Genomic DNA, 24503 nt, shown 5'->3' with positions numbered 1-24503 from the left:
CCGCTTCCATGACGATTCAGGTGGATCTGGCAGCACCGCTGCATCCCGTCGACCTGTGCCGCGCGGCCGACCCGGTCACGCTCGTGGTCAGTGACGAGGTGCGCAGCCGGGTGACGAGCGGCCGGACGTTCCTCGGCAAGGCACTCGGCGACGACCGGGCCATCTACGGCGCCACCACCGGCTTCGGGGCGCTCGTGGGGTACGCGGGCCGAGCCGACCAACGCGACCAGGCCGACAACACCCTCGCCCACCTCGGCGCGGGTCAGGGGCACGACCTCCCCCTGGATGTCGTACGTGCGACGCTGCTGGTCCGCGCCTGGTCCCTGGCCCGGGGCGCGTCCGGGGTCTCGCCACACGTGATCGACGCGCTCGCGGCCATGCTCGGCACGACGTTCACGCCGGCGATGCCCCGGCTCGGCTCGGTCGGCGCCAGCGGCGATCTGATACCACTCGGCGCCGCCGCCAATGCGCTGCGCGGCCGTGGACACGCCTACGTGGACGGCGTCCGGATGCCCGCCGCGGATGCGCTCACCAAGGCCGGGCTGGAACCGCTGCCGCTCGACGGCCGGGACGCGCTCGCGCTTGTCAACGGCACGTCGCTGACCACCGCAGCGCTGACCCTCGCCCTGGACCGGGTCCGCACCTCGCACCGCGTGGTGCAGACGCTGAGCTGCCTCCTCGCCGACCTGCTCGGCAGCGACCCACAGTTCCTCGACCCCGCCCTCCTGGCCGCCTACGGTCACCGGGGCGCCATCGACGTCGGCGCCGCGATGCGGGCGACCTGCGCCGGTCTGCGGCCGTCCGGCGGCAGACCGCTGCAGGAGCCGTACAGCATCCGCTGCGCGCCGCAGCTGCTCGGAGCGGCCGAGGACGCCCTGCGCTATGCCGACGGCGTCGTGGCGGCCGACCTCGGCGCAGTGAGCGACAACCCGCTGTTCTTTCCGGACGACGACAAGGTCGTACACGGTGGCAACTTCTTCGGTCAGCCCGCCGCGTTCGCCGCCGACGTCCTGTCCATGGTGATCGCCCAGGTCGGCAACCTCGCCGAACGCCAGCTCGACCTGCTGGTGGATCCGGGCCGCAACGGCGGGCTGCCGCCGATGCTCGCGGCGGGGCCGGGGCAGCAGCACGGGCTACAGGGCGTTCAACTCGCGTCGACGGCGCTCATCACCGAGATCAGGCGGGACACCGTACCCGCGAGCGCGCAGAGCCTCCCCACCAATCTGCACAACCAGGACGTCATTCCGCTCGGCACGCAGGCCGCGCTCCGCGCCCTGGATCAGGCGGAACTGTTGCGCCTGATCACCGGTTCGCTCGCGCTGGGGCTGCGCCAGGCGGTGCACGTGGGGGCTCGCCGGCCCACGGCGGTGGGCTGCGACCGCGCCCTGCGGGCTCTGGAGGAGGCGATCCCCCCGGTCGACCCGGACCGACCGCTCGACGGGGACGTCCGAACAGCGGTCGTGATCGTGGAAGAGCTTGAAAAATCTCTGAATTCCCACTCGTACGGTGAGCGCCGTGATGCTTGATTACCTGATCATCGGAGCCGGTCCGGCCGGTCTTCAGCTCGCCGCCCTATTCGAGGCCGACGGTAAGCGCGACTACGTGGTGCTGGAGGCCGCCGACGGTCCGGGCGCCTTCTTCGCCACCTATCCGCGGCACCGCACACTCATCTCGATCAACAAACCGCACACCGGCACGGACGACCCCGAGCTGAATCTGCGGCTCGACTGGAACTCGCTGCTCACCGACGATCCGGCGCTGCTGTTCACGCAGTACACCGAGCGGTACTTTCCGGACGCCGACGTGATGGTGCGGTACCTCGCGGACTTCGCCGCGAAGACGGGCGTCAAGGTCAGGTACGGCGTCCGGGTGACCCGCGTGTCCAAGCACGACGACGTCTTCACGGTCGAGGCCGGCGACCAACGCTGGGCGGCCCGCACGGTGATCGTCGCCACCGGTGTCTCGAAGACCTACCAGCCGGACATCGTCGGATTCGAGCTGGCCGAGGGGTACGACGTGATGAGCGTCGAGCCGCGTGACTACCTCGACCAGAAGGTGCTGATCATCGGCAAGGGCAACTCGGCCTTCGAGACCGCCGACAGCCTCATGGAGACCACGACGCTGATCCACGTCGCCGGGCCCAGCTCGGTGCGGATGGCGTGGCGTACCCACTACGTCGGGCACCTGCGGGCGGTGAACAACAACTTCCTCGACACCTATCAGCTCAAGTCGGCGAACGCGATCCTCGACGGCACGATCAAGAGCATCGAGCGCGACGGTACCGGCTACAAGGTCGCGTTCAGCTTCTCCCGGGCGAACGAGGTCGTGAAGGAGCTGCACTACGACCGGGTGCTGGCGTGTACGGGGTTCCGGTTCGACGACTCGATCTTCGACTCCTCGGCCCGGCCCCAGCTCGCCATCAGAGACCGGTTCCCGGCACAGACCGAAGCGTGGGAGTCGGTGAACGTGCCGGGGCTGTTCTTCGCCGGAACGATCTCGCAGGTACGTGACTTCAAGAAGTCGACGAGCGGGTTCGTGCACGGCTTCCGCTACGCCGTACGCGCCCTGCACCGGATCCTCTCGGTTCGGTACGACGCCATCGGGTGGCCGTCCGACAGACTCGCGGCCGAGCCGGCGGCCATGACCGCGGCGGTCATCGAGCGGGTCAACCGCAGCTCGGCCCTGTGGCAGCAGTTCGGGTTCCTCGCCGACGTGCTCACCGTCGCGGGGCCGGCGGCCCGCTACCACGAGGAGGTGCCGGTGGACTACTTCGTGTCGACCGGCCTGCGCACCGCCGACCACGAGTACGACCAGGCATTCGTGATCACGCTGGAGTACGGGCCCGACCACGACCAGGTCGACCCGTTCGACATCACCGTGTCCCGCGTCGCCCAGGACGTGGTGGGGCAGGCGCACGACGCGGCGTACCTGCACCCGGTGGTCCGTTACCACCGTCAGGGCCAACTGATCAGCACGCACCACCTCGCCGAGAACCTGGAGAACCGGTGGGATCGGCCCGACGTCCACGTACGTCCGCTACAGGACTTCCTCCGCCGTTGCCTGTCCGGTGCCGAGGGCTGACATGGACCCCGTCCACCAGGACTTCTTCGAGGGTGGCGCCGGGCGGGAGCGCACCCTGGCCGCCAACGAACGGGCCTTCGCGCGACGGTGGCTCGTGCCCCGGGTGTTGCGGGCGACCGGCGAGCGGGACCTTCGGACCATGGTGGCCGGCACGTCTCTGGCCGCACCGGTGCTGGTCGCTCCGATGGCCTTCCATCGGCTCGCGCATCCCGACGGCGAGGCGGCCACCGCGCGGGGGGCGGCGGCGGCCGGCACGGCGATGGTGGTGAGCATGGCCGCCACCCAGCCGGTCGAGGAGATCGCGGCGGCGGGCGGGACGCTGTGGTTCCAGCTGTACCCGCAACCCGACCTCGACTTCACGGAGTACGTGGTCAAGCGGGCCGAGTCGGCGGGCTGCCGGGCGCTGGTGCTGACCGTGGACTCCCCGGTGTTCGGCAGGCGCGAGCGTGACCTGCGCAACGGCTTCACCGACCTGCCGCCCGGCTACGCCTGCGAGAACATGCGCGACGCGACAGGCCGGGTACGGCCGATAGAGATGGACGCGACGGCGGGGTGGGACCGGATCGCGTGGCTGCGTGGTGTCACGGGACTGCCGATCCTGGTCAAGGGCATCCTGCATCCCGCCGATGCCCGCCTCGCGGTCCAGCACGGCGTTGCCGGTGTAATCGTGTCCAACCACGGTGGACGGCAGCTCGACGGGGCTGTTCCCACGCTCGACGCGCTGCCCGCGGTGGTGGAAGCCGTGCGGGGGCAGATTCCGGTGCTGCTCGACGGGGGTGTGCGCGGCGGCGCCGACGTGCTGATCGCGCTGGCGCTCGGGGCGCGGGCGGTGCTGGTGGGACGTCCGGTGATCCGGGGGCTCGCGGCGGGCGGATCGGTGGGCGTACGGGAGACGCTCGAACGACTCACCGGCGAGCTGGATCAGGCCCTGGCCCTGGCCGGAGCGCGGCGACCGGCCGATCTGACGCCCGACCAGGTGGTGACCCGGTGAAGGCAGTGGTCGCCCTCCGGGAGTGGATCTTCGAGCGGGTGAACGGGAGCGAGGGGGTTCCCGTCCCCGGGCCGCTGGTGGGACCGGAGGACTTCGAGCGGGTCTACAGCCATCCGGCCGCCGACGGGCGCAGCCGCGGGGCCGGCCTCTCGGACCTGTTCTGGTACTGGCTCGCCCCCGGTCCACAGATGCATCAGGAGCACCTGGAGCCCGGCGAGGCATACAAGACGGTCGCGCGGACCACACGGCACGTGCTGGCCGTCCCCCACACGCGCTCCGACGAGCTGGCGACGGCCGCGACCCGGCGGATCCTCGACACGCTCCCGACCGGCCGGACCAGTCACGCGCGGCTACGGGACCTGATGATGCCGATCTGGGCCGAGGTCTCGTACGAGCTGGTGTTCGGCGCATCCTGCCCACGGGAGGTGCGGGACCTCATCGTGGCGAACGCGGACGACGTGGTCACCGCGCTGAAGGGGATGAGTCTGCGGCACATGTCCCGGCGGGATCGGCTGACGCGCTACCTGCTGGACCGGATCGACGCGGGGACGTGCCCGGTCGTGTTGCCGCCGCCCTTCACCGCCCTGGAGACCGCCTGGTACCTCCAGGGGGCATTCTTCAACACGGCCGTGGTGCAGATGTCCGAGGCCATGACACACATCCTGCTGTGCGCCCGGTCCGTCGAGGACACGTCGGACGACTCCCTCGACCGGATCATCGACGAGACGCTCCGGGTGTACCCGCTGTTCGGTATCGCGCACCGAATCACCTCCGGACCGATCACCGTGGGAGATCACACCCTCCCCACCGGTTCGGTGCTGCTCTTCAACTATCAGGCATATCAGCGCACCGGCCCCGCAGCCGACGACGGGTTCGACCCGGACCGCTGGCTGTCGTTGCGCCGGCAGGACACGCACTTCATCCCGTACGGCGTCACCGCCAACCGTGCCTGTCCGGCGCGCGGCTCGGCACCGATCCAGCTACGCGCGGCGACCCGGGAGGTGCTGCGGCGCTTCTCGGTCAGCTCGTCGGCGGCGCACACGCGCTCGCTGCCGAGTCGTGGTCCGGCGTACCTGACGCCCCGAGGTCTTGCCGGTCCCGGTCGCGGCCGGCTCGCCCTCATGCGGGAGCGTGACCGGTTCTTCGACGTGGGGCGGTCGGTCACGCAGCTCGTCTGCGGCACCTGGATGGTCGTCGACGCCCGGCGACAAAAGTTGTGCACCCGTTTCTTCGAGGAGGCAGACGCATGACCCCCACCGAGCTCGCGCCGCGGTTCTTCATCGCGGTCGCGGTCATTCTGCTCTTCTGCAGGCTTGTCGCCTGGCTCCTCGGCAAGGTGGGCCAGCCCGCCGTCGTGAGCGAGATGCTCGCCGGGGTGCTGCTCGGCCCGTCGCTGCTCGGCCTGCTCTGGCCGGACGCGCAGGCCACGCTCTTTCCCGCGCCGCTGCTGCCGATCCTGTACGTGGTCGGCCAGGTCGGCCTGGTGCTGTTCATGTTCCAGGCCGGGTACGCCTTCACCTCCCACCGGCTGACCAACCTCGCCGGCACGGCGGGAGCCGTGTCGCTCGCGGGTGTCACCGCGCCGCTGGTGTTGGGCATCCTGCTGGTCCTGGGCGTGGCGGGCTTCGTACCGATCCGCGCGGACGACGTGTCACTCGGCGTGTCCGCGGCGTTCGTCGGCGTGGCGCTGGCGATCACGGCCTTCCCGATGCTTGCCCGGATCATCACCGAGCGCGGCCAGACCGGTACCCGGCATGGAATGGTCGCCCTGGCCAGCGGCGCGATCGACGACATGGTCGCGTGGATCATGCTGGCGGTGGTGCTGGCGTTCGCCTCGGGTGCCGCCGGCCCGGCCCTGGTCACCGTGGGTGGCGCGGTGCTGTTCGGGTTGGTGCTGTGGCTGGGTGGCCGGCGGGTGACCGGCTACGTGATGGGGTTCCCGGGCGAACGCGCGCGGCTGCTCGGCACGGTGGCGCTGCTCTTCCTGGTCGCCTGGTACACCGACGAGATCGGGCTCTACGCGGTCTTCGGCGCCTTCGCGGTCGGCGTGGTGATGCCGCGTTCCGAGCAGACCGACAAGGTGGTCGACACGCTGTCGCCGATCGCCGCGACGGTGTTCCTGCCGCTGTTCTTCACCTACTCCGGGCTGCGCACCGAGTTCGCGTTGTTGGGCGATCCGGCGGTACTGGGATTCGCCGCCGCATGTGTGGCCGTGGCGATCGCCGGCAAGTACGGGGCCTGCTGGGCCGCGGCCCGGATGCGCGGTGAGCCGAACCGGGTCGCCCTGCGCGTCGGCGCCCTCATGAACGCCCGGGGTCTGATGCAGCTGATCGCGCTCAACGTGGGTCTGGAGGCGGGCATCGTGAATCCGTCGCTCTTCACGGTGTTGGTGCTGGTCGCACTCATCACGACGCTGATGACGACACCGCTGCTGAGCTGGATCGAGCGGCGCGAGGCCCGCACTCGCGCCCCTTCGCCCTCGCTCGTGACCGCCGGTACCCCGTAAAGTAATTGTTTGCGGCGACAAACTTTCCGGAACATAGAGACATGTCGATGAGTCGGTGTCACTATCTATCCATGACCCGACTCCTGCTCGTCGAGGACGACTCGGAGCTACGCGGAATGGTGGCCGAGACGCTGACCGGCGAGGGATACGTCGTCGACCAGGCCCCGGACGGCCAGCGCGGTCTGCACCTGGGGCTCACCCGGCCGTACGACGTGATGGTCATCGACCGACGCCTACCCGCCCTCGACGGGCTGGACCTGGTCGTCCGGCTGCGCTCCCGGGCGGTGGCCGCCCGGGCGCTGCTGCTGACCGCGCTCGGCACCGTCGAGGACCGGGTCGCCGGCCTCGACGCGGGCGCCGACGACTACCTGACGAAGCCCTTCGACCTGGACGAGTTGAGCGCCCGCATTCGGGCCCTCTGCCGCCGGATCACCGACTCCACCGAGGTGCTGCGGTTCGGATCGGGCCAGCTCGACCTCGCCGCGCGCGACGCCGTCCTGCCCGACGGCACCCGGATCGCCCTCTCCGCGCGCGAGTTCGAGCTGCTCCGGGTCCTCGCGGCCCGGCCGCTCACCGTCCACTCCCGCTCCGAGCTGCGCAGCCGGGTCTTCGACGAGGCTGCCGCGGCTTCCCTGGTCGACACGTACGTCTACTACCTGCGCCGCAAGCTCGGCCGATCGGTGATCCGTACCGTCCACGGCCTCGGCTACAAGCTGGGAACCCTGTGAGCTCCGAGGACACCATGCTGCGCCGGGCCAGGGCGCGGGTCAGTCTGCTCGTCGGACTCACCATGACGGCGCTGCTCGCCCTGGGCGCCGGCATCTCCTACGCCGCCCTGCTGCACAACCAGCACGAACAGATCGAACGGGAGCTCAGCTACGGCGTGGTCCACGGCACCATCGACGGACCACCGGCCTGTAGCTGGATCATCCTGTACGACGGCGGCCGCATCGACCCGGGCCGCAACCCGCCCCCGCCGGGCTTCCCCCTGCGGTCCGCCATCGACGCGGCGGCCCTCGACCAGCAGGTCCACAGCGACAGGGTCGACCGCAACGGAACGACCTACTACGTCCGCACCCAGCCCCGCGGCACGGGGGTCGTGCAAGCGGTGTTCGACGCGCGTTTCCAGCTCTCCGACCGGCGTCACCTGCTCGCCGCCTTCCTCCTCGCCGCGATCGTCGGTCTCGCCGCGGCAGCGCTCACGGGCATCGCCGTGGGCCGCCGGGCCGTGGCGCCGCTCGCCGAGGCGCTCGGCCGGCAACGCCGCTTCGTCGCCGACGCCAGCCACGAGTTGCGCACGCCCATCGCCCAGGTGCACACCCGCGCCCAGATCCTGGCCCGCCGCGCCGGTGCCGACCGCGCCGACTACGACCGCCTGATCGAGACCACCGGCCGCCTCGGTGAGATCGTCGACGAGCTGCTGCTCTCTGCCCGCCTGGCCGCCACCCCTGTCGACCGGCACCCCTCCGAGCCCGTCAACCTGGCCCTCCTCGCCGCGCAGGCCGTCGACTGCGAGGCCGACCGCGCCGCCGAGCAGGGTGTCCAGCTGCACGTGACCGTCCCGGACACCCCGGTTCTCGTCTGCGGCATCGCCTCGGCCCTGCGCCGCGTGGTCGGCGAACTGCTCGCCAACGCCCTCACCCACACGCCGGGTGGCGGTCGCATCGACGTCGCCCTGCACACGTCCCGCCGGAGCGCGGACCTGGTGGTCACGGACAGCGGAGCCGGCTTCGATCCCGCCGACGCGCCACACCTCTTCGACCGCTTCCACCGCGGGGCCGGGGCCGCGGACCGCCGCTTCGGTCTGGGCCTGGCCCTGGTGAAGGAGGTGGTCACCAGTCACGGCGGGACGATCTCCACCGACGCCCGGCCCGGCGTGGGGGCGACCTTCACCGTTCGCCTACCGACGGTTCCGCCTCGGGTCGCCCTGACCGCCTCGGTCGGGCGGGAGGTGCGACACGAAAAAGGTCAGCGGCCTGACCGGAATTCCCGACCAAGCCGCTGACCTGCAACACAAGGGTGGAGCCGAGGGGACTCGAACCCCTGACCCCCACACTGCCAGTGTGGTGCGCTACCAGCTGCGCCACGGCCCCTTGCTGTTCTCCCGGTCGCCCGGGCACTGGGAAACTATACACAGACCCGCCGGCATGGTCATCTCGCGGGGTCCCCACCCGGCCGGGTCAGTTCAGCGCCACGTCCGGCGGGAAGTGAGCCACGGCGGCCATCATCCCGCCCTGCCGGCGCAGCACCATCGGCCACAGGTCGTCGGGGCGGTCGACGAAGGCGTCACCGGGCAGGGCGTCCAGGACGAACCAGGACCCGTCGGCGATCTCCTGCTCCAACTGGCCACTGCCCCAGCCGGAGTAGCCGGCGAACACCCGGATGCCTCCGATGCTCTCCCGCAGCTTCTCCGGGTCGACGGAGAGGTCGATCGTGCCGACCGCCCCGGACACCTGGTGGAAGCCCTTGAGTCGCCGTAGCGGTTGACGCATCCGGGCCAGGCAGATCGCCGAGTCGGGTTGCACCGGGCCGCCCTCGAAGAGCACCGCCGGGTGGCGAGCCAGGTCGCTCCAGTCGCCCAGCACCTCGGCCACCGGCACCTCGGTCGCCCGGTTCAGGACGACGCCGAGCGCGCCGCCCGGCTCGTGGGCGACCAGCAGCACCACCGTACGGTCGAAGTTCGGGTCCTTCAGCGCCGGAGTCGCGACCAGCAGTCGCCCGGTCATCGACTCCATCGCTCGTCCGCCGATCGCCTGGCCCTCTCCCTGCATCCCACCTACCCGTCAGCCGTGAGCCCGCACCCGGGATCCGTCATCCGCCGCCTCCGCACGGTGCATCGGGGTCAGCCGCGCTGTCAACGCCATGCCTGGCACCATAGCCTGCGTCCCGGGCGCTGGCTAAGGTCTGAGCGGGGGTGATCGGACAGTTGCGACGGAGGTTCCATGGCACCGACGGCGGACCTCGCGGTGATCGGCGGCTCGGGGCTGTACGCGCTCCTCGACGGCACCCCCCATGAGCTGGGCACCCCTTACGGTCCACCGTCGGACGCGGTGACCATCGCGGAGGTGGCCGGGCGGCGGGTCGCGTTCCTGCCCCGGCACGGATCCGACCACCGGTTTCCGCCACACCGGATTCCGTACCGGGCCAACATGTGGGCGCTGCGCTCGCTCGGCGTACGCCAGGTGTTGGCGCCGTGCGCGGTCGGTGGGCTGCGGCCGGAGCTGGGCCCGGGCACGTTCGTGGTGCCGGACCAGCTCGTCGACCGCACCAGCGGTCGGGTGCAGACGTACTACGACGAGGGCGCGGTGCACGTGCCGTTCGCCGACCCGTACTGCCCGAAGGGCCGCCACGCCCTGCTCACCGCGGCGGCCGGACGGGACGTCACGGCGGTGGACGGCGGGACGGTGGTGGTGGTCGAGGGACCACGGTTCTCCACCCGGGCCGAGTCCCGCTGGTACGCGTCGATCGGCGGCACTGTCGTGAACATGACTGGCCACCCGGAGGCGGTGCTCGCCCGGGAGATGGCGCTCTGCTACTCCTCCATCGCGCTGATCACCGACCTGGACGCCGGTGTGCAGGCGGGTGAGACGGTGACCCAGGACGAGGTGTTCCGCGTGTTCGCGGCGAACACCGACCGGCTGCGGGACGTGCTGCTGGACGCGCTGGACGCGCTCCCCGCGGAGCAGGACTGCGCGTGTGGTCGGGCGTTGGACGGCATCAAACTGCCCTTCGCGCTCCCCTGAGCGCTCTCGGACGACCTCCCCGGACGCCGGAAAAGCCCGAAAGGTCTGTCACATCCCGATAGATTCGGCTGATCGGGAGGGCGGCCCACGGTCGCCCCTGCGCGCGAGCGGAGGCAGGCGACGATGGCAACGGTCCGGGACGCGACGTACGACGTGCTCCGCACCCTGGGCATGACCACCGTCTTCGGCAACCCCGGCTCCACGGAGGAGCCGTTCCTGCGGGACTTCCCGGCCGACTTCCACTACGTCCACGCGCTGCACGAGGCCACGGCCGTGGCGATGGCCGACGGGTACGCCCAGGCCGCCGGCAGGCCCGCGCACGTCAACCTGCACACGGCGCCGGGCATGGGCAACGGCATGGGCAACCTGGTGACCGCCTGGCACAACAAGACGCCACTGATCGTCACCGCCGGTCAGCAGACCCGGGAGATGCTGCTGCTGGAACCCCGCCTGACCAGTCGCCGGGCCGTCGAGCTGCCCGAGCCGTACGTCAAGTGGAGCTACGAACCGGTCCGCGCGCAGGACATCCCGGCGGCGCTGCTGCGGGCGTACGCGACCGCCGTGCAACCCCCGGTCGGGCCGGTCTTCCTCTCCCTGCCGATGGACGACTGGGCCCAGCCCGCCGGGTCGCCGCCCGCGACGCGCTCGGTGGCGACCCGCTTCGGGCCCGACCCGCAGCGGTTGGAGATGTTCGCCCGGGTGCTGGCCGACAGCCGCGACCCGGCCCTGGTGTTCGGGCCCGGCGTGGACCGCTCCGGAAGCTGGTCGGCGGCCGTCGCGCTGGCCGAGCGCCTGGCCGCACCGGTCTGGTCGGCGCCGGCGCCGGAGCGGGCCGTGTTCCCGGAGGACCACCCGCAGTTCCGGGGGGTCCTGCCGTTCGCCATCGGGCCGCTGGCCGAGGCGCTGCACGGGCACGACAGCGTCCTGGTGGTCGGTGCCCCGGTGTTCCGCTACTACCCGCACGTGCCGGGCGACCACCTGCCCGAGGGCGCCCGGCTGCTGCACGTCACGGACGACCCGGACGAGGCCGCCCGCGCCCCGGTCGGGGACAGCCTGCTCAGTGACCCCGGACTGGCCCTCACCGCCCTGCTCGACCTGGTCCCGGCGGCCGGCCGGCAGCCGCCGGCGCCCCGGACCGCGCCGCCGCCGCCGGAGGTCACCGTGCCGCTGAGCGCCGACGCGATGTTCGCCGCGCTGGCCGCGCACTGGCCGGCCGACGGCGTGCTGGTCCAGGAGTCACCGTCCAACCTGGCCGCGCTGCGCCGCAACCTTCGCATCACCCGCCCCGCGTCGTACTTCACGATGGCCAGCGGCGGTCTCGGCTACGGCCTGCCGGCGGCGATCGGCGTGGCGCTGGCCGAGCGGGACACCGGGCGCGGCCGGCCGGTGGTGGCGGTGATCGGTGACGGCTCGTTCCACTACTCGGTGCAGGCCCTCTGGACCGCCGCGCGCCTGTCACTGCCCGTCGTGGTCGTCGTCCCGGTCAATCAGCAGTACGCGATCCTCAAGGCGTTCGCCGAGCTGAAGGACACTCCCGGGGTGCCCGGGCTGGACCTGCCGGGACTTGACGTCACGGCGATAGCGGCCGGCTACGGCTGCGCGACCGAGGTGGTGCGAACTCCCGACGAGTTCGGCGCGGCCCTCACGGCCGGTCTGCGCGCCACGGGGCCCACCGTGCTGCCGGTGCCGATCAGCACCGACGTGCCCACGATCCTCTGACCGGACGCCGGGGCGGTCACCGTGGGGCGATCGACAGCGGAGCCCCGCTGAAGACGTCCAACACGGGCCGCGCCCCCAGCGGTGCGTCCAGGGTGACCGCGACCGGTTCGAGCTTGAGCATGGCGTTGCAGACGCCGGCGGACCGGGTGACGGTACCGCCGACCACCACCACGTCGGGCCGTTCCCACACCAGCGGGGTGATGTCGGTGTCACAGGAGCCGACGCCCAGGCGGACGGTCATCTTCGCGCCGTCCACCGACGCGAGGTCCTGGGCGCCCACGAAGCCGTCCGGCAGTGGTTGCGCCGGCGGGGACACCGAGGGGACCGGTCTGACAGCCGTCGGCGCGACGGCGAGTCGGGCCACCGGGGTGGCCAACTCCTCCACCGTGAACAACCAGGCCGGGACCTGCGCCTCGCCTCGACTCGTACGGACGGGCACGGCGCCCAGGGTCACCCCGGTGACGGTCAGCGGCAGGCAGGCCGTCTGCGTCGTGCTGGTGGCCCAGCCATCCGGCCCGGGTTCGACCGTGGGACCGCCGGGAGTCGGCAGTCCGGGACGCTTCGGCCGTCCCGGGCACGGCAGCGGGTCACCCTGGGCGAGCTGCCGGTACGCCTCGGCGGCGCTGATGAGCGGCAGGGCCAACCGGCCGTCCGGGAAACGGATCTCGCCACTGACGCCGGTCGACGGGATGGCGACCTGCGCGCGGTACCAGCCGGCTCGGAAGGCCGTCTCGGTGTCCGGGGTGAATCGCGGATCGCCGGTGAGCACGGTCGGCCCCTGGAGGGGCACGTACCCGTCACGCCAACCGGGACCGGGCCGCCAGGCCGCGGCGACCGCGGCGGCCCGGTCGTCGAACCCACGCCGGGTCGACGCGGTGGGACCGACGGCGGAATCCGCGGTGGGTGCGGCGGCGCAGGCCACCATGGACAGCAGGGGCAGGACGAGCAGCAGGACCGGTCGACGCATGCCTGGTTCGACGGTGTCGGCGGCGCGGGGGTTCCGGCGTCGGCTCAGGTCTCGCCACCCAGATCCGTCTGGTACGCCTGCCAGAGCAGATTGGTGCCACGCCGACGATGCCGGCCGAGCGCCCGCAGCAGGTGACCCGCACGGTGGCGTAGTTCGTCGGGGCTGGCCTCGGGCCGTTCCGCGACCCGCTGCACGGCCCTGATCGCGGCGACGATCGCGGCGTGCTCCCGGGTCAGCAGCCGGATGGCGTGGTCGAGGCGGGGCGAGTGGGTCAGCAGTTCCCGGTAGAGACCGGCCGGCCCCTCGGTGACCCGCACGTGCTCGGCGAAGCCCTGCCCGACCGGACGCAGGCGCAGCAGTACGGTCTCGCGCCAGCACGGCTCGGCCGCCGCGACAGCGATCGCCCGGGCCAGGGCGTGCAGGTCTGCGGCGAACCCGGCGGGGCGCGCCTCCGGCGCGAGTCCGGTTGGATGCGGGTGGGCGGCGGGCAGCCGGACGGTGCCTGACAAGTGCTGGACTCCACCGGTGGCCATGGCACCTCCCGCACGGCGCTGCTACCCCATACCGTGATGGTGAACCCGGCCGTTCGCCCTGTCCAGGGGCCTTTCGGTGCTCATCCACCCCACCCGCCACAGCGACGCGCTCCTGCCCCAGGCGTCGCAGACGTCGCAGCGCCGGCCTCGGTCGCGACAGCTCAGGCGTCCGCCAGCCGGCGTAGGTGGGCGGCGACGGCGCGAGCGTCGGGTGCGGCCTCTGGTCCGGCCGCGACGAACGCGTCGGCCAGCGCGCGCAGCTCGGACGGCGGCAGGACCGGCAGACCCATGCCCCGAAGTGGGACCGTGGCCCGCTGCCCGCTGACCCGATCGGCGACGGCGATGGCCGGCGGGCCACCACGGCCCTCCGTCTCGCGGTACGACCCCGGGTCGACGCTGGCGGTGGCGAGATCGACGGTACGGCTGCGCACGGCACCTCGCACGTGCACCCGGCTGCCGTCCAACCACGCGGCCGTCCGCAGCACCCGCAGCACCAGGAAGACACCGAGCAGGACGAACGGGAGCCCACACAGCCCGAGGAACAGTCCCCGCCCCGACCCGCCCCCGGACTCCCGCAGCGCGGGCGGCAGCATGCCGGGCGGCAGATCGCGGGCCTCCTCGTAGGTGGCGAACCCGTCCCCGGGGCCGGTGAGGCGACGTACCAGCCCACCCGCGATCACCGGGCCCAGCACGAAGGCCGCACCGACCGCCGCGACGAGCACCCCCGTCACCACCGCGAGCGTGCGTTGACCGGCTGACGCGCCGACCGACAGACGCAGTCCCTGGTTCGCCACAGCCGCAGCGTAGGCGGCGACGCCCCACCCCCGGCGCCCGGCGTCGGCGGCCCGGCGTCGGCGGCCCGGCGTCGGCGGCCCGGCGTCGGCGGCCCGGCGTCGGCGGCCCGGCGTCGGCGGCCCGGCGTCGGCGGCCCGGCGTCGGCGGCCCGGCGTCGGCGGCCCGGCGTCGGCGGCCGCTCGATGATCGACTCCAGATCGGCGATGTGGGGGTGTCCAGGCGTCGGGATCCCCCCACATGGGCGACGTGGAGTGGATCAAGCCCTCTGCCCAGGGCCGGATACGACCAAGCCCGGCACCCGGGCCGGATACGACGATGCGCCCCGGCCGGTGGGCCGGGGCGCATCGTTTCGAGGTGGTGGAGGTGCCGGGAATCGAACCCGGGTCCTTCGCCGGTTTGTCAGGGCTTCTCCGAGCGCAGCTCGCTATGCCTCTACTCGGCCCCACCGCTCACGCGAGCAAGTTGGTGTGACGGGCCCAGTCGCTGATTGATCTCGCCGCACGGACCCCGCGACCGGGTCCGATTGGCCAGCCTTCTAGCTGATGCCGGCTAACTGGGACGAAGGCGTTCCCAGGCCGACAGACTCACTACTCGCCTCAGGCGGCGAGAGCGAAGTCAGCGCGATTGCTCTTGGCGCTTATTGGTTTCCGACGACCGATTCTCGAGACGACGTCGGCTTCCTCGGCTCGCTTCCCCTGTCGCTGCGTACGAAGTCGAAACCAGTCACCCCCTCGACAGGCCGCCGATGTGGCGGCACTGACAAGAATAACGCCTGCCGCAACGGCTTTCATCCCGAGCCCCGAGCCGGCACGCCGACCCGGACAAAAGGGATGAATCAGTCGTCCATTCCCTTGCCGCGCCGACCGGCCACCTTGGCGATCTCCCGGTCCGCGTCACGCTTGGCGAGGTCCTGGCGCTTGTCGTACGACTTCTTGCCCTTGGCCAGGGCGATCTCCACCTTGGCCCAGCCGTCGGAGAAGTAGACCTGCAACGGGACGATGGTCAGACCGCCCTCGCGGGTCTTGCCGACGAGCTTGTCGATCTCACCGCGGTTGAGCAGCAGCTTGCGGGTACGCCGGGGCTCGTGGTTGGTCCACGTGCCCTGGGTGTACTCCGGGATGTGCATCGCGTGCAGGTACAACTCGCCGTTGCGCTCCTGAGCGAACGCGTCGACGAGCGACGCCCGTCCGGCCCGCAGCGACTTGACCTCGGTGCCGGTCAGCGCCATACCCGCCTCGTACGTGTCGAGGATCGAGTAGTCGTGGCGTGCCTTCTTGTTGGAGGCGACCACCTTGCGCCCCTTTTCCCGTGGCATCGGCGCCACCCCCTTCCCCTGGTTCGTCCGACGCCGGGGTCACCCCGACCGGACAACCGATCATGTTACCCGAGTAACAAGAACCCTCCCGCGCCGTTTATTTCCGGCTGCGGGAGGGTCCCGGTTAGACGACGAACCTGACTAGACCCGCAGGTAGAAGCGCAGGGTGATCCAGGCGGTGGCGGCGCTGACCAGGCCACCGACGACGGCCATCAGGGGGAAGACGACCAGGATGTCACCCCAGCTGATCGGCGACAGCAGGCCCTGCAACGCCTTGAGTGACCCGTCGAAGAGCAGATATTTCGCTGCCACCAGGGCCACCAGGCCGAGTAGTGCGCCGATCAGACCGGCCACCACGGCCTCCAGCACGAACGGCGCCTGGATGAACCAGTTGGACGCGCCAACCAGCTTCATGACCGCCACCTCGCGCCGCTTGCTGTACGCGGCGACCTGGATGGTGTTGGCAACCAGGAGCAGTGCGGCGATGGCCATCACGATCGCGGCGGCCAGGGCGATGTTCTGGATCGCGGTGAGTACGTCGAAGATCTTGTCCAGGAGCCGGCTCTGGTCGACGATCTCGTCGACGCCCTCGGTCTCCTTGTACTGGTCGTAGATGTTCTTGTACTGCTCCGGGTTCTTCAGCTTGAGCCGGAACGACTCCGGCAGCTGGTCCGGCTTGACCGCGTTCACCAGGTCCGGCGCGTCCTGGTACATCTCCTGGAACTTCTTGTACGCCTCGTCCTTGTTGACGTAGATGACTTCCTTGACCAGGGGGTCGTTCTTCAGCTTGTCGTTCAGGTCGGTGCGCTGCTGCTCGCTCACCTCCTGGCTCAGGAAGATCGAGACCTCGATGTTCTTGTAGTAGAGGTCCTTCATGTCGTCAACCTGGCGGTACATGAGACCGCTGGCGCCGAGCATGGTCAGCGAGACCGCCATCGTGATGATCATCGCGATGGTCATGGTCACGTTGCGCCACAGTCCGACCAGTACCTCGGACAGGACGTATTTCACGCGCATCGGGATTTCCTCCGGGTCTCCGGCATGAGGTGTTCGTCGTCAGGCTGCGAGAGGGGTGAGGCGCCGGTTCACCCGTAGACGCCGCGGGCCTGGTCACGCACGATGCGGCCGCTCTCAATCTCGATGACGCGGCGGCGCATCTGGTTCACGATGTTGGAGTCGTGGGTGACCATCACGACGGTCGTGCCGGTGCGGTTGATCCGGTCCAGCAGACGCATGATCTCGATCGAGGTGTCCGGGTCCAGGTTTCCGGTCGGCTCGTCCGCCAGCAGGATCAGCGGACGGTTCACGAACGCCCGGGCGACGGCGACCCGCTGCTGCTCACCACCGGAGAGCTCGTGCGGATAGCGGTGCTCCTTGCCACCGAGCCCCACCAGCTCCAGCACCTCCGGCACGACCCGGCGGGCAACCGCCTTGGTCTTGCCGATCACCTCAAGAGCGAACGCCACGTTCTCGTAGGCGGTGCGGTTCGGGAGCAGCCGGAAGTCCTGGAAGACGCAGCCGATCGAGCGCCGGAAGTGGGGTCGCTTCCAGGAGCGCATCGAGGTGACGTCCTTGCTGTTGACGATGACGCGTCCCTTGTTGGGGGTCACCTCGTGCAGCAGCATCTTGATGATCGTGGACTTGCCGGAGCCGGATGGACCGATGAAGAAGACGAACTCGCCCTTCTCGATCGAGACGGACACGTTGTCGAGCGAAGGCCGGGACGCCTTCGGGTACGTCTTCGTCACTTGCTCAAGCTGAATCACGGGTGGTGAGTCTACGCGGTGTAACAACTGAGCCAAGCCCCACGCCCCGCAGATGGCGCGCGCGTCGTCGAATCAGGCTCCCACCTGGAGATCGATGACGCGCTCCGCCCGCGACTCGTTACGCACCGTCGCCGGCGAGCTGCCGCTGCTTGCGCCAACGGATACCGGCCTCGATGAAACCGTCCAGCTCGCCGTCGAAGACCGCGCTCGGATTGCCGGTCTCCTGCTCGGTTCGGAGATCCTTCACCATCTGATACGGGTGCAGGACGTACGAGCGCATCTGGTCGCCCCACGAACCGGCCGCGTTCTCCTTCAGGCCCTCCAACTTGGCCTGTTCCTCCTGGCGCTTGCGCTCCAGCAGTCGGGCCTGGAGCACCCGGAGAGCGGAGGCCTTGTTCTGTAGCTGGGACTTCTCGTTCTGGCAGGTCACCACGATGCCGGTGGGGATGTGGGTGAGCCGGACCGCCGAGTCGGTGGTGTTGACGCTCTGCCCACCGGGGCCCGACGAGCGGTAGACGTCGGTCCGGACCTCGTTCTCCGGGATGTCGATGTGGTCGGTCTGCTCGGTTACCGGCAGCACCTCGACGCCCGCGAAGCTGGTCTGGCGCCGGCCCTGGTTGTCGAACGGGCTGATCCGGACCAGCCGGTGGGTGCCCGACTCGACGCTGAGCGTGCCGTACGCGTACGGCACCTTGACCGCGAAGGTGGCCGACTTGAGGCCCGCCTCCTCGGCGTACGAGGTGTCGTAGACCTCCGTCGGGTAGCCGTGCCGCTCGGCCCAGCGCAGGTACATCCGCAGCAGCATCTCGGCGAAGTCCGCCGCGTCCACACCACCCGCGCCGGCGCGGATGGCGACCAGCGCCTCCCGCGAGTCGTACTCGCCGGAGAGCAGGGTGCGGACCTCCATCTCCTGGATGGCCTTGGTCAACCCGGTGATCTCCGCCTCGACCTCGGTCAGCACACCCGGGTCGGACTCGGCCTCGGCCAGCTCCAGCAGCACCTGGGCGTCGTCGAGCCGGCTGCGCAGGCTGCCGAGCTTGCTGATCTCGCCGTTGACGTACGACAGCTGCGAGGTCACCTGCTGAGCCTTCGCCTGGTCGTCCCACAGGTCGGGGGCGGACGCCTCCTGCTCCAGACGGGCCTTGTCCTCGTGCAGCCGGTCCAGATTGAGGACGGCCTCGATGTTGCGCAGGGTCGCGTCGAGTTCCTTGAGCTGTTCGGCGTAATCGGCAGCGGTCACGACAGACAAGACTACTGCGCAGACGAGGAGTGAGCTTGTGAGCCCCGCAGGTCGGCGCCAAATCGGCACTGCGTCGCGGAAGCCGCAGCTCGTTCCGTGTCCGCGAACCCGCCGGTCGTCACCCGACGGGGGCGGACTTCAGCCACGAGAGTGCCGCCCGGTGGTAGGCGACCGCGAACTCCAGCGCGCTGGCGTCGTACGTCTCGCCGTCCCGTTTGGCGTTCTTGACCTGTTCCCGCACCTGGGCGAGGGCCTCGGTGTGGTATTCGTTGGCCGAGGCGTACAGGCTCTTGAGCTGGCTGGACGAATGGAGGTTGCCGAAGGCCATCCGGAGCGCGATCGGGTTGCGGATCGTGTCCCGCCCCGGGTTCTCCGCCAGCCAGCGGGAAAACGTCCGTTTCCCGCTGGCGGTGAGCGCGTACGGCTGGCTCATTCGGGGGCCCGGCTTGCCGAGCCGTACGTAGCCCCGCTCGGCCAGGACCGGCAACTCGCGGTAGACCTGACTACGGGTCATCGACCAGTAGGGCGCCAGCCGGCGCTCTGCGGCGGCCATCAGCTGACCGCCCGTCATGGGACCCTCGTGGAGCAGCCCGAGAAGGGCCGCCGCCGTGGGGTTGACTCCGGATTCCGCCATGCCCGTTACGCTGCCACTTTGCGCTGCCGGCGTCCAGGATTTGGCGGTTTGCCACCCAAGAAGTACTTCCTAAGTGCACTGTCGGCGGCAGACTGTCCGTTGAGGACTATCGATGGATTGCCGCCCTTGGCCGACCGCCGGCGGCGCTGGGCACGCCGCCGGCGGGTCGCCGCAGGTCAGCCCATGTGGGGGTACGTGTGGTCGGTCGGCGGCACGAAGGTCTCCTTGATCGTGCGCGGCGACACCCAGCGGACCAGGTTGAGCCAGGAGCCCGCCTTGTCGTTGGTGCCGCTGGCACGGGCACCGCCGAAGGGCTGCTGCCCGACGACCGCGCCCGTCGGCTTGTCGTTGATGTAGAAGTTGCCGGCCGCGTACCGCATGCGCTCGCCTACCGCGTCGACGACCCGGCGGTCGGTGGCGAACACCGACCCGGTCAGCGCGTACGGGGCGATCGACTCGGCCTGCGCGACCACCTCGTCGAAGCGGGCGTCGTCGAACACGTGCACGCCGAGGATCGGCCCGAAGTACTCGGTGGTGAACGTCTCGTGCGCGGCGTCGGAGCACTCGAAGAGCGTCGGCCGGACGAAGTAGCCGACCGAGTCGTCGGCCGTGCCACCGGCCAGCACCCGGCAGCTGTCATCACCGTTGATCAGCTCCAGCGCGGCGGTGTGCCGGGCGAACGCCTTGTCGTCGATCACCGCGCCGCCGAAGTTGCCGAAGTCGGTCACGTCGCCGTAGGTCAGCGAGTCAGCGGTCGCGGCCAGGCGATCGCGCAGGCCACCCTCCCAGATCGAGCGCGGCACGTACGCCCGGGAGGCGGCCGAGCACTTCTGGCCCTGGTACTCGTACGCGCCGCGGATCAGCGCGGTGTGCAGCGCGTCCACGTCGGCGCTGGTGTGCGCGACCACGAAGTCCTTGCCACCGGTCTCGCCGACCAGCCGCGGGTAGCCCCGGTAGCGCGCGATGTTGTCGCCGACGGTCTTCCACAGGTGCTGGAAGACCTTTGTCGAACCGGTGAAGTGGATACCAGCCAGGTCCGGGTCGGCGAGCACGACGTCGGAGACCTCCTCGCCCCGGCCGGTCACCATGTTGATCACGCCGGGCGGCAGGCCGGCGGCCTCGAAGAGCCGCATGGTGAAGTGCGCGGCGAACTGCTGGGTCGGGCCCGGCTTCCAGATCACGGTGTTACCCAGCAGCGCCGGCGCCGACGGCAGGTTGCCGGCGATGGCGGTGAAGTTGAACGGGGTGACCGCGTAGACGAAACCCTCCAGCGGCCGGTGGTCGAACCGGTTCCACACACCGGGCGACGACGCCGGCTGCTCCTCGAGCAAACGCCGCGCGAAGTGCACGTTGAAGCGCAGGAAGTCGATGAACTCGCAGGCCGAGTCGATCTCCGCCTGGATCGCGGTCTTCGACTGGCCGAGCATGGTGGCCGCGTTGAGGGTGTCCCGCCACGGGCCGGCGAGCAGTTCGGCGGCGCGCAGGAAGATCGCGGCGCGCTCCTCGAACGGCAACGCCCGCCACATCGGCGCGGCGTCCTTGGCCGCCTTGATCGCGGCGCGGGCGTCGTCGTGCGAGGCGTGCGCGGTCACGCCGAGCACGTGGGCGTGCTTGTGCGGCTGCACCACGTTGATCGGGTCACCCGCCGCCATCCGCTGCTCCCCGCCGATGGTCATCGGCAGGTCGATGCGCTCGGCGGCCAGCTCGGACAGCCGCCGCTGCAGGCGCTCCCGGTCTGCGCTGCCCGGCTCGTAGTTGCGAACCGGCTCGTTGCGCGGCTCGGGAACGGAGAACACGGCATCCATCAAGGCTCCTGGCGATCTCGACAGCGGTGGCGAAACCGGACCCGCGGGCACCGACCGGATAGCCGGATGCCGGACGCCGCGCGGGGTGGCCGAGCAGCGGCGGGACCTCCCGCGATTGTTTCACGCGAAGGTGCTGGCCCTGCCGCCGCCGTCACCCGATCGCGAAGGACCGACCGGCTCTCCTCTCCTTACCGGTCGCGGCCCGCCGTGCGGCTCGCCGTGGTGGGGCTGGGGCGAGCGTCCCCGGCTCCGGGCGGTCAGGCTTGATCCCTCCGCCGGGGACGCTCACCCCAGCCCCGACGTTGGTCGCCGTCCGCGCGCCCGTCGCGGTTCCTTCTGGGGTACGCCTCTCCTTGGGGTACGCCTCGGTGCGCCGCACGTCCTGCGGAGCTGCACCCTGTCCCGCCCCTGAGGGGGGACGCCACTCGACTTGTCCTGCTGGCTCGGCCGTGCTGGCTGGCGTACCCGAGGGGTGTGGCTCGTTCGGTGGAGGGCGCGGCGGCCCGCGTACCCTGAATGGTCGGTGACCTGGCGCCTCGAAGGGGAGACGATGACCAAGCAGCCCGGCCGCGACTCGGCCGCGGAGTCGGACCAGCCGGCGGTCGACGCCACCACCCCGACCGGTCGGCCCAACCCGGCGCCCGGAGCGGCGGTGCTCGCGCTGGTGGCGCTCGGCTGGCTGGCCGCCATGCTCTGGTCGACCCGGGAGGCCATCACCTCGGCGGCGGCCGGCATCACCGCGATCAGCCTGTCCGCGTTCGCCCTGCCCGGCGTGATCTCGGCCGCGCTCGTCGCGGGCGCGGCCACCGCGCTGGCCTTCGGCAACCTGCTGTCCCGCCGGTACGGCGACGGGACGACGCTGCGTTTCTTCGGCGCGATCGGGGCCGGAATGCTGGTCGGGCTGGCCGCCGCGGTGGCGATCAACCTCACCTACTTCGACACCTCGACCACCAACGTGATCGCCGGCACCACCGCGGCCGCCGCGATCATCGGCGGGGCGATCGCGGGCGCCCGGACCGCCCCGGCGGTCGGCGCGGTGGTGACCGCCGCGCTGGGCACGCTGATCTTCGTGGTGGCGTTCAGCCGTGCCCGGGATCCGCTGTTCGACCTCTTCGGCGCGGGCGACACCCAGCAGTCGCTCGTCGACGCGGCCAAGTGGGTGTCCCGCACCGAGTCACTCCTCGGCGGCCTGCTCGCCGGACTGCTCGCCTTCGGTTATCTCACCTGGGCCCGTCGTCGGGCCGTACGGCGCGATCCGCGGACGCCCGCGCTGCGCTGGCCGGCGTACCTGCTCGCGGGCGCCGGGCCCGGTCTGCTCCTGCTGCTCGCCGAAGTGATCATCCGGATCGGCGGCCGCTCGCTGCTGGACCTGGCCAGCGCGCTCAGCGAGGCCGACGCGGTGGCGCAGACGTCGCTGGGCACCTCGCGGGTGGACAACGGCATCTGGGTGCTGTTCGTGGGGGCGCTGACCGCGCTCGTCGCGTTCGGCCGGACACTCGGTCCGGCGCACACCGAGGACGAGCCGGCGTCGACCGGCCGACCCGCTGCCCGGTCGGCGACAACCGCGAGCGCGGCCAGCGACGTCGAGGAGGACGAGCCGGACACGGCGGACGCCGACCGCTGACCGCTGACGGGCGGCTGTCAGTCGGCGGCGCGGAGCAGGAGGTCCAACTCCGTCACGTCGTACCACTCCAGCTCGTGATCCTCGGCGCCGTCGACGGTGAACTGCGCGTCCGGGTCTCCGGCAGCGGCCTCGGTCACCACGTCGGCCGCCGCGGCGACCTCCTCGACGGCGTCCGCGCCGTCCACGTGGATCGCCGCGACAGCCCCCACCGGCACGGTGTCCGTCAACGTCACCAGGCTGGACCCCAGCTCACCGTCGCTACGGCCGATCGCGGCGGGCGCCAGGTCGACCGAGACGACCACGCGGCGGCGGGGCGCGGCCGGATCCTCGCGGAGCAGGTGCAGCGCGTCCTGGGCGGCCCGGGTGAACGCGACGTACTCCAACTCCTCCTCGTCGCCCTCGGCGTACCACTCGCGCAGCGCGGGCGTCACCGCGTGCGCGGTGTCGGCGGTCAGCCCCTGCTCGCGCAGGCGGGCCAGCATGGGTACGGTCGCCGGCACGTACACCCGGACAAGCTCGTCGGTCACCGGTCGTCTCCCCGCTCGATTCCGTGCCGACGGTAGCCGGCACGGGCGCAGATCATGCCGCACGCCGTGACCGTCATACACCCCGCCTCCGGCCGGTGGAAGTTTCCCGCCGGTGTGTCCGATGCCCACGCCAGCTGCGGTGTTGGGTGCCGAGGGCTGCCGGTGGCAAACTGAGGCAAACGCCGTCAACCCCGGGAGTTCCTGTGGAGCCGAGGTTCCTGTTGCTCTCCGACGTGGCCGCCGAGCTGAACGTGTCGGACTCGCAGGTCTACCACATGGTCCGCAGCGGGGAGCTACCGGCGATCAAGGTCGGCGGGCGCGGTCAGTGGCGGGTCGAGCGGGCCCGGCTGGAGGAGTACATCGCGCAGAAGTACGCCGAGACCGCCGACTGGGTACGCGACAACCCCCTCGTCGACCGCGACTCCGAGTAGCGCGGCGGGCGTCCTGCTGGTTGATCGGCTCCAGATCCCCGAAGTGGGGCTGTCCTGGCCACCGGGACACCCCGACGCCCGCGATCTGGAGCGGATCATGCCGACCTACGGGCTAGCGCCTCGTCGCGGGCATTGACCGGAGCCACTCCGTCGCCGAGAATCGGATCAGCCGGAGGCAAACGAAGGCAAACGCAAGATCATGGGGAGGCAGCGATGAACGAGCGGCGACCCGGAGTCTCCCGACCACCCGTGCGCCTGCGCCCCGTCCCGCCCATCGATCCGCCGTACCAGGACGAGACGTACTGGCCGGGGCCGACCCACGGCCAGCTCGCCCTCGACCTCTTCGCCTCGACACGACCAGATCCGGTCCGGCCTCCGGTGCGCCGCGCGGCCCCACGCCGTACGCCCGCGCATCCGGCCAACCACCCGGGCGCTCCCCTGCCGCCGACGACGGCGTCCGAGGCCACCCGGGCCGCGCACCGCTTCGTCGGCACCTGTCTGGAGGTGGTCAACGGCTACCGGTCGCCGGCCCAGGTACGCCCTCTACTCGACCCGGGCCGGGCGACCGACCTGCTCACCGAACTCGCTCGGGCCACCGGGCGGGCCGGGCCGGCGCGGCGTCGGGCGACCCGGCCGGCACTGCGGCTCACACGGCTGCGGGTTTGCGAGCCTCGCGAGGCAGCCGTGGAGGCAGCCGCCGTCGTCAGCGGTCCCGGTGGCCGTAGCTGGGCCATGGCGGTACGCCTCGAGCACCGGCGTGGCCGCTGGCTGTGCACAGCCCTGCATGTCCTCTGACCCGCTCTCCGTGCGCTGATCGACTCGACGT

23 protein-coding genes, 1 tRNA gene and 1 other RNA gene are annotated in these 24503 nt (G+C 71.1%); 12 read left to right on the top strand and 13 right to left on the bottom strand.

What is annotated here, in order from left to right; translation table 11 throughout:
- The first annotated feature begins 8 nt into the window (after positions 1–8).
- The 7 genes from ACTFTM_RS06270 to ACTFTM_RS06240 all read left to right on the top strand — a co-directional run bounded on the left by ACTFTM_RS06270 (position 9) and on the right by ACTFTM_RS06240 (position 8583).
- Positions 9–1526, top strand: coding sequence for an aromatic amino acid ammonia-lyase (locus ACTFTM_RS06270; RefSeq protein ID WP_449564895.1), 1518 nt, complete (start codon positions 9–11; stop codon positions 1524–1526).
- Positions 1519–3081, top strand: coding sequence for an NAD(P)-binding domain-containing protein (locus tag ACTFTM_RS06265; protein WP_449566556.1), 1563 nt, complete (start codon positions 1519–1521; stop codon positions 3079–3081). Before ACTFTM_RS06270 ends, ACTFTM_RS06265 begins: the two co-directional genes overlap by 8 nt.
- Before the next feature lies 1 nt (position 3082).
- A complete protein-coding gene (locus ACTFTM_RS06260) occupies positions 3083–4072 on the top strand; it encodes an alpha-hydroxy acid oxidase (protein ID WP_449564894.1) in 990 nt (329 codons plus the stop codon).
- A complete protein-coding gene (locus ACTFTM_RS06255; RefSeq protein ID WP_449564893.1) occupies positions 4069–5322 on the top strand; it encodes a cytochrome P450 in 1254 nt (417 codons plus the stop codon). The genes ACTFTM_RS06260 and ACTFTM_RS06255 overlap by 4 nt, the downstream gene beginning before the upstream one ends.
- A complete protein-coding gene (locus tag ACTFTM_RS06250) occupies positions 5319–6578 on the top strand; it encodes a cation:proton antiporter (RefSeq protein ID WP_449564892.1) in 1260 nt (419 codons plus the stop codon). The genes ACTFTM_RS06255 and ACTFTM_RS06250 overlap by 4 nt, the downstream gene beginning before the upstream one ends.
- 71 nt (positions 6579–6649) lie before the next feature.
- Positions 6650–7306: a response regulator transcription factor gene (locus ACTFTM_RS06245; RefSeq protein ID WP_449564891.1), complete on the top strand. Its 657-nt coding sequence runs from the start codon at positions 6650–6652 to the stop codon at positions 7304–7306.
- Positions 7303–8583: a sensor histidine kinase gene (locus ACTFTM_RS06240; protein WP_449564890.1), complete on the top strand. Its 1281-nt coding sequence runs from the start codon at positions 7303–7305 to the stop codon at positions 8581–8583. The genes ACTFTM_RS06245 and ACTFTM_RS06240 overlap by 4 nt, the downstream gene beginning before the upstream one ends.
- A 15-nt stretch (positions 8584–8598) precedes the next feature.
- Here ACTFTM_RS06240 and ACTFTM_RS06235 read toward each other — a convergent pair.
- Positions 8599–8671, bottom strand: a tRNA-Ala gene (locus ACTFTM_RS06235).
- Positions 8672–8758: 87 nt separating this feature from the next.
- Complete coding sequence (locus ACTFTM_RS06230; protein ID WP_396801320.1) at positions 8759–9349, bottom strand: YqgE/AlgH family protein; 591 nt, start codon at positions 9347–9349, stop codon at positions 8759–8761.
- Positions 9350–9520: 171 nt separating this feature from the next.
- On the opposite strand from ACTFTM_RS06230, the gene ACTFTM_RS06225 reads away from it, so the two are divergent.
- Together ACTFTM_RS06225 and mdlC are read left to right on the top strand one after the other, a co-directional pair.
- Positions 9521–10321 (top strand): S-methyl-5'-thioadenosine phosphorylase, encoded by an 801-nt coding sequence (locus ACTFTM_RS06225; protein ID WP_449564889.1) that lies wholly within the window; start codon positions 9521–9523, stop codon positions 10319–10321.
- A 123-nt stretch (positions 10322–10444) separates the two neighbouring features.
- Positions 10445–12040, top strand: a complete 1596-nt coding sequence (mdlC, locus tag ACTFTM_RS06220; protein WP_449564888.1) for a benzoylformate decarboxylase — start codon at positions 10445–10447, stop codon at positions 12038–12040.
- A 16-nt stretch (positions 12041–12056) separates the two neighbouring features.
- Here mdlC and ACTFTM_RS06215 read toward each other — a convergent pair whose 3' ends face one another.
- The 10 genes from ACTFTM_RS06215 to pruA all read right to left on the bottom strand — a co-directional run bounded on the left by ACTFTM_RS06215 (position 12057) and on the right by pruA (position 21095).
- Positions 12057–13007, bottom strand: coding sequence for a hypothetical protein (locus ACTFTM_RS06215; protein WP_449564887.1), 951 nt, complete (start codon positions 13005–13007; stop codon positions 12057–12059).
- 44 nt (positions 13008–13051) lie between these two features.
- Complete coding sequence (locus tag ACTFTM_RS06210) at positions 13052–13540, bottom strand: hypothetical protein (RefSeq protein ID WP_449564886.1); 489 nt, start codon at positions 13538–13540, stop codon at positions 13052–13054.
- Between the two features lie 161 nt (positions 13541–13701).
- Positions 13702–14334, bottom strand: a complete 633-nt coding sequence (locus tag ACTFTM_RS06205; protein WP_449564885.1) for a hypothetical protein — start codon at positions 14332–14334, stop codon at positions 13702–13704.
- Positions 14335–14690: 356 nt separating this feature from the next.
- Positions 14691–15066, bottom strand: a transfer-messenger RNA (tmRNA) gene (ssrA, locus tag ACTFTM_RS06200).
- A 104-nt stretch (positions 15067–15170) separates the two neighbouring features.
- Positions 15171–15650 (bottom strand): SsrA-binding protein SmpB, encoded by a 480-nt coding sequence (gene smpB, locus ACTFTM_RS06195; protein WP_449564884.1) that lies wholly within the window; start codon positions 15648–15650, stop codon positions 15171–15173.
- Positions 15651–15791: 141 nt separating this feature from the next.
- Entirely contained in the window at positions 15792–16667 is an 876-nt protein-coding gene (gene ftsX, locus ACTFTM_RS06190; protein ID WP_449564883.1) for a permease-like cell division protein FtsX, read from the bottom strand.
- 68 nt (positions 16668–16735) lie between these two features.
- A complete protein-coding gene (gene ftsE, locus ACTFTM_RS06185) occupies positions 16736–17416 on the bottom strand; it encodes a cell division ATP-binding protein FtsE (protein ID WP_007455859.1) in 681 nt (226 codons plus the stop codon).
- Positions 17417–17534: 118 nt separating this feature from the next.
- Positions 17535–18656, bottom strand: a complete 1122-nt coding sequence (gene prfB / locus ACTFTM_RS06180) for a peptide chain release factor 2 (RefSeq protein WP_449564882.1) — start codon at positions 18654–18656, stop codon at positions 17535–17537.
- Between the two features lie 118 nt (positions 18657–18774).
- A complete protein-coding gene (locus ACTFTM_RS06175; RefSeq protein WP_007455856.1) occupies positions 18775–19290 on the bottom strand; it encodes a PadR family transcriptional regulator in 516 nt (171 codons plus the stop codon).
- A gap of 176 nt (positions 19291–19466) precedes the next feature.
- Positions 19467–21095, bottom strand: a complete 1629-nt coding sequence (gene pruA, locus ACTFTM_RS06170; RefSeq protein ID WP_449564881.1) for an L-glutamate gamma-semialdehyde dehydrogenase — start codon at positions 21093–21095, stop codon at positions 19467–19469.
- A gap of 550 nt (positions 21096–21645) precedes the next feature.
- Here pruA and ACTFTM_RS06165 point away from each other — a divergent pair.
- Positions 21646–22719, top strand: coding sequence for a hypothetical protein (locus ACTFTM_RS06165; RefSeq protein ID WP_449564880.1), 1074 nt, complete (start codon positions 21646–21648; stop codon positions 22717–22719).
- Positions 22720–22736: 17 nt separating this feature from the next.
- Here the strand turns inward: ACTFTM_RS06165 and ACTFTM_RS06160 are convergent, their stop codons facing one another.
- Complete coding sequence (locus tag ACTFTM_RS06160) at positions 22737–23246, bottom strand: DUF6912 family protein (RefSeq protein WP_449564879.1); 510 nt, start codon at positions 23244–23246, stop codon at positions 22737–22739.
- Between the two features lie 203 nt (positions 23247–23449).
- Here ACTFTM_RS06160 and ACTFTM_RS06155 point away from each other — a divergent pair, with 203 nt between their 5' ends.
- A complete protein-coding gene (locus tag ACTFTM_RS06155; protein ID WP_449564878.1) occupies positions 23450–23677 on the top strand; it encodes a helix-turn-helix transcriptional regulator in 228 nt (75 codons plus the stop codon).
- A 213-nt stretch (positions 23678–23890) separates the two neighbouring features.
- Positions 23891–24472 (top strand): Rv3235 family protein, encoded by a 582-nt coding sequence (locus ACTFTM_RS06150; RefSeq protein ID WP_449564877.1) that lies wholly within the window; start codon positions 23891–23893, stop codon positions 24470–24472.
- The last annotated feature ends 31 nt before the right edge of the window (positions 24473–24503 follow it).

It is taken from the genome of Micromonospora sp. RB23, from assembly GCF_053585025.1.
This window is presented reverse-complemented; position numbering and strand designations above follow the sequence as displayed.